Below are 8793 nucleotides of genomic sequence, written 5' to 3' on the forward strand. Positions count from 1 at the left end.
GCCGCTTGGTCTCGTCGTTACGAGGCATCCACAGTGCTCAGCCCCGCCACCAAGTTCAGGGCAGTTCCGATGTGTGCGCAACCCAACCAGGACAGGGCCAACCGTGGTCAAGGCATGGGAAAGGCCGGTTGGGATGTCCCGACCGGCCTTGTCCGCAATCCGTCCGCAGTAGGCGCGGACCCACCCATATCCAGCCAACGATGCCAACGGCAAAACCCGCAGGTCAAGCGCTTGATCCGATTGCAGCCGTCACCTACAAACGTCCTGCACGCAGTTCGAGCTAATCTCTGACGACCTGCGCCGCCGGATCGTTGCGGGGGAGCTACTTCCTGGCACTCGGATACCCGGAGAGGCCGAGCTGATCAAGCGCTACAAGGTCAGCATCCCGACTCTTCGCCAGGCCCTATCCGTTCTCCGCACCGAGGGAATCCTGGAGGCCAAGCATGGTGTCGGCACGTTCGTAAGGACACCGCGTTTGAAAGTCGTTCGCCGCAACGACCGCCACCACCGCGAGAAGGCGATGGTCCATAGCTCGGAGCAGGAACGTCGTCAGAACGGCAGCGCCGAGACCGACACCGGCCATCGAACCGACGAGTTCGCCTTCTCGACGGAGTACGAAACTGGCCCTGCGACCGAACCTGTGGCCAAGGTCTTCGGCGTTCCTGCTGGCACTCAACTGCTTCAGCGAACGTACCGGTCCCGGTTCGTCGACGAAGATGTGCCGTTGAGCACCGGCGTCTCGTACCTCGTCCTGGATACGGTCAGCAAGAATCCCGATCTGCTCGATCCGCGGAACGAGCCGTGGCCGGGCGGAACGATGCACCAACTATCCACACTGGGTATCGAAGTCGACCAGGTCGTCGAAGACATAACGACACGACTGCCTTCGCCCGAAGAAATCGATCAGCTTGGATTGCTTCCTGGCACAGCCGTTTTCGCAGTGCGCAAGACAATGCGGGACATCAACGGGCAGGTTGTCGAGTTCAGCGACTTTGTTCTCCCCGGCGATCGGCACCGACTGATCTACACAACGCAACTGGAACGGTGGACATGATCAACGACTCCAACTTGGTCCCGCAAACATCCGAGCCGCTGCAATTCGTGACCGATCTGCTCGGTGACATCGCGAAGCCGAATCCGGACCTCCGCACCATTACCGACCCCCGGGAGGCAGCACAGGCCGTTGCCCTGGAAACTCGCTCGCGAATTGCGGCCGTCCTGGACAAGTTTGGCGGGACACCAGCTGTGTTGCTGAGCGGCGGCGTCGATTCCATCTATGTTGCCGCAGTTGCAGTCGAGCTCGGTGCCAAGCCCGTGGCGATCACCATCGTGACCGAGGGGCAAACCGATGAAGCAAACGCGGCTGCCGCTGCCTCCGTCCTGGGGCTACGGCACGACGTCATCCGTTTGAACGTCAACGAGGTCAGCGACCTATCGCGCGAAGTGATGCGCCGTCTCGACACGTCTGAGCTCTGGGAAGTCACTGCTGGCATTCCATTACTCGCGGCCCGTCGGAGCTTTGACGCGATCGCAGATCTAGGTGCAATCCTCAGCGGCAGCGGTGCCGATGCCATCCTCGGCGGTGGCCGGAAGCTCACTTACCCGGTGTCCTCTTCTGAGGCACGGACCGAAATCGACCAGCTGATTCGCACCGAGTCAGCTGCGAACTTCCGCTACGAACGTCTGGTCCCAGACTTCTATCCAGCTCTGTTAGACCAGTACGCCGATCGGCTGATTCATGTCTTCCAGACCGTCCGGTGGTGGCAAATCGCCGAATGCTTCGCCCCGACAGCGCTTTTCGGTGAGCACAACGGGCGCATGACTGACAAACTCGCACTTCGGACGGCGTGTGACGCTCAACTTCCCGAGGGAGCAAAACATCTGGCCTGGGCGGCAAAGGCCCCAATCCAACGTTCATCTGGGCTCATGTCCGTGTTGGCGACAGCAGCCCGTACCTACGCCGCAAACCTGCCTGGTGCTCGGACGTACGCCGATCCCATCATGGAGGATGCCGAAGCTGTGGCCACTCGGCTATATCTATCCATCCTGAAATCATGATTGCATGAAACATGAGCGCCCCGGCGATCACGGCAGCACTGATCAAGACGATGCCGTAGTCGACCGGGGCCTTTGTTTTGCTCCGGCGATGTTTCGCCATCTCCCACCGCCTCCTTCCTCGGCGCGATGCGGCTTGGACCAGCTGCCAAACCGCCCCTGAGCTGGAGGTGGCCCCAACGCCGAGCATCGGCAGTCGAATGATTTGAGCTACCGCGACACTGTTCGTGCCCCAGCTGCGCAGCTCCCGCACAATCACCGCCCAGCCCCATCACTGCCGAACCGTCCAGACCCAGCCGGACACTCACCACGAACACGCGGCAGGGACAGGCAGCTACACACTGTCGAGCAGTTCGCCAGCGCCCGTCACTTCACGGAGTGGTTGCTGAATTTCGCTATATAGAGTCAAGAGCGCCTGCGGCGGCGCGTGCGCGCCACCGCCGCGCTACGGTCCTAAGCTCTGTTCCGCCGCCGGACCGGCGCGTCGGCGGCACCCACGCGCTATCGGCAGTCGCCGGTCTCCTGGATTGCTCAGCGCGGCATCGACCCGAGCTGTGGACGTGGCAGGACGTGTGCCCGGCAGCGAGTTGCTGAACGGATCACCGAACTCCGATCGGCCGGCACTCTGCCCGATCGGCGGCTACCAGCGCGGCGACTCTCATACGGTGCTGCCGCACGAGCTCCGCTCGCTTGCCTCCCAAAAGCCAGCCTGCCGGACCTGCGTAGGTGGTCACCGAGCCGTCATCAGTCTGCGGAAAAGGCCCGGCACTCTGCCCAATCGCCAAGCCGCTCACCAGGTGCGACTGAATTGCTGAACGGAATTCGTTGGCTCGGTCGGCTGGCGGTTGTCCGGTTCGAGGGTCTTCGAGAAACCCGGGATCGTCGCTTTGGGTGGGTGGTTCGCAGGGCGGGGGCCGAAGCCCCCAATCGGGTGGGTCACATGGCAGTCGAGCATGTCCCGGAACTCGGCGGTGGGTAGGTGAACCAGCAGCGGTTGCAGTAGTCGCCGGGTCGGTGCGGAGCTGGTGGGCAGGCCAGCAGGGCAGCTCTCAGTCGTGGTGGGCGGTGTGGCCGACGTAGCCGCATCCCCGGTTCCTTTTCGGTCGAGGTGGTCTGACTGATCTGAGGGCTATCACGGCTGCGGCGGGCATCAAGGGCGCCTACGGCGTCACTACGTGATGGGACAAGCCCACCCTTGACGCCCACCACAGCCGTGATCGAGACGCCCTCAGTCAGACCCCCTCGACCGAAAAGGAACCGAAAATGCTCAGCTACGTCGGCCACACCGCCCACTACGACTGCGAGAACTGCCTTCGTCCTGCCCACCAGCTCCGCACCGACTACGGCGACTACTGCAACCGCTGCTGGTTCACCTACAAGGTCACCACCGCCGAGTTCCAGGACATGCTCGACCGCTACATGTGACCCACTCGATTGGGGGCTTCGGCCCCTTTTCGCCCTGCTTGCTTGGCATACGGATAGCGACCTTCGGCCGCTTGGTCTCGTCGTTACGAGGCATCCACAGTGCTCAGCCCCGCCACCAAGTTCAGGGCAGTTCCGATGTGTGCGCAACCCAACCAGGACAGGGCCAACCGTGGTCAAGGCATGGGAAAGGCCGGTTGGGATGTCCCGACCGGCCTTGTCCGCAATCCGTCCGCAGTAGGCGCGGACCCACCCATATCCAGCCAACGATGCCAACGGCAAAACCCGCAGGTCAAGCGCTTGATCCGATTGCAGCCGTCACCTACAAACGTCCTGCACGCAGTTCGAGCTAATCTCTGACGACCTGCGCCGCCGGATCGTTGCGGGGGAGCTACTTCCTGGCACTCGGATACCCGGAGAGGCCGAGCTGATCAAGCGCTACAAGGTCAGCATCCCGACTCTTCGCCAGGCCCTATCCGTTCTCCGCACCGAGGGAATCCTGGAGGCCAAGCATGGTGTCGGCACGTTCGTAAGGACACCGCGTTTGAAAGTCGTTCGCCGCAACGACCGCCACCACCGCGAGAAGGCGATGGTCCATAGCTCGGAGCAGGAACGTCGTCAGAACGGCAGCGCCGAGACCGACACCGGCCATCGAACCGACGAGTTCGCCTTCTCGACGGAGTACGAAACTGGCCCTGCGACCGAACCTGTGGCCAAGGTCTTCGGCGTTCCTGCTGGCACTCAACTGCTTCAGCGAACGTACCGGTCCCGGTTCGTCGACGAAGATGTGCCGTTGAGCACCGGCGTCTCGTACCTCGTCCTGGATACGGTCAGCAAGAATCCCGATCTGCTCGATCCGCGGAACGAGCCGTGGCCGGGCGGAACGATGCACCAACTATCCACACTGGGTATCGAAGTCGACCAGGTCGTCGAAGACATAACGACACGACTGCCTTCGCCCGAAGAAATCGATCAGCTTGGATTGCTTCCTGGCACAGCCGTTTTCGCAGTGCGCAAGACAATGCGGGACATCAACGGGCAGGTTGTCGAGTTCAGCGACTTTGTTCTCCCCGGCGATCGGCACCGACTGATCTACACAACGCAACTGGAACGGTGGACATGATCAACGACTCCAACTTGGTCCCGCAAACATCCGAGCCGCTGCAATTCGTGACCGATCTGCTCGGTGACATCGCGAAGCCGAATCCGGACCTCCGCACCATTACCGACCCCCGGGAGGCAGCACAGGCCGTTGCCCTGGAAACTCGCTCGCGAATTGCGGCCGTCCTGGACAAGTTTGGCGGGACACCAGCTGTGTTGCTGAGCGGCGGCGTCGATTCCATCTATGTTGCCGCAGTTGCAGTCGAGCTCGGTGCCAAGCCCGTGGCGATCACCATCGTGACCGAGGGGCAAACCGATGAAGCAAACGCGGCTGCCGCTGCCTCCGTCCTGGGGCTACGGCACGACGTCATCCGTTTGAACGTCAACGAGGTCAGCGACCTATCGCGCGAAGTGATGCGCCGTCTCGACACGTCTGAGCTCTGGGAAGTCACTGCTGGCATTCCATTACTCGCGGCCCGTCGGAGCTTTGACGCGATCGCAGATCTAGGTGCAATCCTCAGCGGCAGCGGTGCCGATGCCATCCTCGGCGGTGGCCGGAAGCTCACTTACCCGGTGTCCTCTTCTGAGGCACGGACCGAAATCGACCAGCTGATTCGCACCGAGTCAGCTGCGAACTTCCGCTACGAACGTCTGGTCCCAGACTTCTATCCAGCTCTGTTAGACCAGTACGCCGATCGGCTGATTCATGTCTTCCAGACCGTCCGGTGGTGGCAAATCGCCGAATGCTTCGCCCCGACAGCGCTTTTCGGTGAGCACAACGGGCGCATGACTGACAAACTCGCACTTCGGACGGCGTGTGACGCTCAACTTCCCGAGGGAGCAAAACATCTGGCCTGGGCGGCAAAGGCCCCAATCCAACGTTCATCTGGGCTCATGTCCGTGTTGGCGACAGCAGCCCGTACCTACGCCGCAAACCTGCCTGGTGCTCGGACGTACGCCGATCCCATCATGGAGGATGCCGAAGCTGTGGCCACTCGGCTATATCTATCCATCCTGAAATCATGATTGCATGAAACATGAGCGCCCCGGCGATCACGGCAGCACTGATCAAGACGATGCCGTAGTCGACCGGGGCCTTTGTTTTGCTCCGGCGATGTTTCGCCATCTCCCACCGCCTCCTTCCTCGGCGCGATGCGGCTTGGACCAGCTGCCAAACCGCCCCTGAGCTGGAGGTGGCCCCAACGCCGAGCATCGGCAGTCGAATGATTTGAGCTACCGCGACACTGTTCGTGCCCCAGCTGCGCAGCTCCCGCACAATCACCGCCCAGCCCCATCACTGCCGAACCGTCCAGACCCAGCCGGACACTCACCACGAACACGCGGCAGGGACAGGCAGCTACACACTGTCGAGCAGTTCGCCAGCGCCCGTCACTTCACGGAGTGGTTGCTGAATTTCGCTATATAGAGTCAAGAGCGCCTGCGGCGGCGCGTGCGCGCCACCGCCGCGCTACGGTCCTAAGCTCTGTTCCGCCGCCGGACCGGCGCGTCGGCGGCACCCACGCGCTATCGGCAGTCGCCGGTCTCCTGGATTGCTCAGCGCGGCATCGACCCGAGCTGTGGACGTGGCAGGACGTGTGCCCGGCAGCGAGTTGCTGAACGGATCACCGAACTCCGATCGGCCGGCACTCTGCCCGATCGGCGGCTACCAGCGCGGCGACTCTCATACGGTGCTGCCGCACGAGCTCCGCTCGCTTGCCTCCCAAAAGCCAGCCTGCCGGACCTGCGTAGGTGGTCACCGAGCCGTCATCAGTCTGCGGAAAAGGCCCGGCACTCTGCCCAATCGCCAAGCCGCTCACCAGGTGCGACTGAATTGCTGAACGGAATTCGTTGGCTCGGTCGGCTGGCGGTTGTCCGGTTCGAGGGTCTTCGAGAAACCCGGGATCGTCGCTTTGGGTGGGTGGTTCGCAGGGCGGGGGCCGAAGCCCCCAATCGGGTGGGTCACATGGCAGTCGAGCATGTCCCGGAACTCGGCGGTGGGTAGGTGAACCAGCAGCGGTTGCAGTAGTCGCCGGGTCGGTGCGGAGCTGGTGGGCAGGCCAGCAGGGCAGCTCTCAGTCGTGGTGGGCGGTGTGGCCGACGTAGCCGCATCCCCGGTTCCTTTTCGGTCGAGGTGGTCTGACTGATCTGAGGGCTATCACGGCTGCGGCGGGCATCAAGGGCGCCTACGGCGTCACTACGTGATGGGACAAGCCCACCCTTGACGCCCACCACAGCCGTGATCGAGACGCCCTCAGTCAGACCCCCTCGACCGAAAAGGAACCGAAAATGCTCAGCTACGTCGGCCACACCGCCCACTACGACTGCGAGAACTGCCTTCGTCCTGCCCACCAGCTCCGCACCGACTACGGCGACTACTGCAACCGCTGCTGGTTCACCTACAAGGTCACCACCGCCGAGTTCCAGGACATGCTCGACCGCTACATGTGACCCACTCGATTGGGGGCTTCGGCCCCTTTTCGCCCTGCTTGCTTGGCATACGGATAGCGACCTTCGGCCGCTTGGTCTCGTCGTTACGAGGCATCCACAGTGCTCAGCCCCGCCACCAAGTTCAGGGCAGTTCCGATGTGTGCGCAACCCAACCAGGACAGGGCCAACCGTGGTCAAGGCATGGGAAAGGCCGGTTGGGATGTCCCGACCGGCCTTGTCCGCAATCCGTCCGCAGTAGGCGCGGACCCACCCATATCCAGCCAACGATGCCAACGGCAAAACCCGCAGGTCAAGCGCTTGATCCGATTGCAGCCGTCACCTACAAACGTCCTGCACGCAGTTCGAGCTGTACTTCGACGTGTAAGTCGTATTGGGGGCTTGACCTGCGGCTGAGCATCTAACCCTGGTCCTCCGTCCGCAGTTCATCCGCAGTAGCAGTACCCGAGTCCATCCGTTCCGCGATCACCTCACCGATTGCGGTTCGGGTGGACTCGTCCGCGTCCGGCCACAGGTGCCCGTAGGTGTCGAGCGTGGTCTTGGCGCTGGCGTGGCGGAGGCGGACTTGCACGGTCTTGATGTCCGCCTTCTTGGAGATGAGCAGCGACGCGAAGTAGTGCCGGAAGTCGTGGAAGCTGAACTCCTCGGGCAATGACTGCACCTTGCCCGCGTTCCGCACCGCACGGAGGGCGCGATCGATGTGCCAGGGTGGCGCAGGGTTGCCCATGCCATCGGTCACCATGTGTTCGCCAGGCCACTTCTTAACTGACGCCGACAGCAGCAACGCCAGTTCCCTCGGTATCGGTATCGGTGTCTGGCTCGCGTCGGTCTTGAGCGGTTCGTCCTTCCATTGCTGCTTGGGGTTCACCACGCCCCGCATGAGGTCGATATCGGCGACCTTGAGCGCGGACACCTCAGCGACCCGAAGACCGGCGAATGCACCGAGCAGAACGGACGCCTGTAGGTGCTTCGGGAACGCATCGTAGATCGCCCAAACCTGTTGCGTTGTAGCGACATACGGCTTCTGCTTGCCCATCGGGGGCGCGGTTCGGCGCGAGCATGGGTTGCGGACCAGTAGGCCCTCATGCACTGCGTCGCTCATGATCTGCGAGAGGCGCGAATGCACGGCGTAGACGTAGCTCGGCTCACGCTTCTCAGTCTTCAGTTTTGCTACCCAAGACTTCACCGAGGATGGCCGGACGGCAGCCAAGGGCACCATACCGAACTCATGCGTGATCAGCTTGATATGAACCTTGGCTTGCCGAACGGTCGAGTCACGATGAACTGCGTAGCCCTGAATCCAGAGATCGCACCACTCTTGCATGGTCAGTTGTGCATCCCGTGGCGATACGTGAGTGCCCTGGACGAGCGTGGACATCTGCGCGTTCAGCCAGGCTTGCGCATCGGTCTTGCGGTCGAACCCTTTGGCGTGCTCGTTGCCCTGGTCATCGACGTAGCGCGCCCGCCATTTCTTGCCCTTGCCGTGGTTCGCTGACGGCACCTGTTCGCGGGTTGTCGTGCCATCCTCGCTCACGACGGTCACAGTCTTGAACCAGCGCGGCTCAACTCCTGAACGTCGATGGCGACGCGGTGACGTGCTCATCAGGCTGCTGCCTGCGTGCTGGTGAGCCGCTCCCGCTCCTCGATCCAGGCCAGGACGACAGACTTTCGCCACACCCGACGGCGAGCGCTGAGTTTGAAGCTTGCTGGTCCCTGTCCGACGTGTGCCCACCACCGCCAGGTGGCCTCGGGGATACCGGTGAGGGCTTC

The 8793-nt window shown here is 62.5% G+C and carries 7 protein-coding genes and 2 pseudogenes; 8 read left to right on the forward strand and 1 reads right to left on the reverse strand.

The annotated features are described in order from the left end of the window. Positions 1–295: 295 nt before the first annotated feature. The 8 genes and pseudogenes from LKE06_RS33375 to LKE06_RS27255 all read left to right on the forward strand — a co-directional run. A pseudogene (locus LKE06_RS33375) lies at positions 296–451 on the forward strand (GntR family transcriptional regulator); the annotation flags it as partial. A 24-nt stretch (positions 452–475) separates the two neighbouring features. Beyond that, complete coding sequence (locus tag LKE06_RS27225; RefSeq protein ID WP_228002216.1) at positions 476–1054, forward strand: UTRA domain-containing protein; 579 nt, start codon at positions 476–478, stop codon at positions 1052–1054. A gap of 47 nt (positions 1055–1101) precedes the next feature. Beyond that, on the forward strand, positions 1102–2058 hold the full coding sequence (locus tag LKE06_RS27230) for an asparagine synthase-related protein (RefSeq protein ID WP_228002206.1): 957 nt from the start codon (positions 1102–1104) through the stop codon (positions 2056–2058). Between the two features lie 1260 nt (positions 2059–3318). Continuing rightward, a complete protein-coding gene (locus tag LKE06_RS27235) occupies positions 3319–3480 on the forward strand; it encodes a hypothetical protein (RefSeq protein ID WP_228000954.1) in 162 nt (53 codons plus the stop codon). A gap of 361 nt (positions 3481–3841) precedes the next feature. After that, a pseudogene (locus LKE06_RS33380) lies at positions 3842–3997 on the forward strand (GntR family transcriptional regulator); the annotation flags it as partial. A gap of 24 nt (positions 3998–4021) precedes the next feature. Next, positions 4022–4600, forward strand: coding sequence for a UTRA domain-containing protein (locus tag LKE06_RS27245; protein WP_228002216.1), 579 nt, complete (start codon positions 4022–4024; stop codon positions 4598–4600). Between the two features lie 47 nt (positions 4601–4647). Continuing rightward, positions 4648–5604 (forward strand): asparagine synthase-related protein, encoded by a 957-nt coding sequence (locus tag LKE06_RS27250; RefSeq protein ID WP_228002206.1) that lies wholly within the window; start codon positions 4648–4650, stop codon positions 5602–5604. A 1260-nt stretch (positions 5605–6864) separates the two neighbouring features. Then, positions 6865–7026: a hypothetical protein gene (locus tag LKE06_RS27255; protein ID WP_228000954.1), complete on the forward strand. Its 162-nt coding sequence runs from the start codon at positions 6865–6867 to the stop codon at positions 7024–7026. 397 nt (positions 7027–7423) lie between these two features. Here the strand turns inward: LKE06_RS27255 and LKE06_RS27260 are convergent, their stop codons facing one another. Beyond that, the gene (locus LKE06_RS27260) at positions 7424–8557 is read right to left on the reverse strand and encodes a tyrosine-type recombinase/integrase (protein ID WP_228002209.1); all 1134 of its coding nucleotides are present in this window, start codon (positions 8555–8557) and stop codon (positions 7424–7426) included. Positions 8558–8793: the final 236 nt, after the last annotated feature.

The sequence above is a fragment of the Nocardia australiensis genome (genome assembly GCF_020733705.1).
Classification (GTDB): domain Bacteria; phylum Actinomycetota; class Actinomycetes; order Mycobacteriales; family Mycobacteriaceae; genus Nocardia; species Nocardia australiensis.

Bases quoted from the DNA above. Each gene is read 5' to 3' on its own strand.
- LKE06_RS27235 (WP_228000954.1), top strand. From the start codon at position 3,319: ATGCTCAGCTACGTCGGCCACACCGCCCACTACGACTGCGAGAACTGC.
- LKE06_RS27255 (WP_228000954.1), top strand. From the start codon at position 6,865: ATGCTCAGCTACGTCGGCCACACCGCCCACTACGACTGCGAGAACTGC.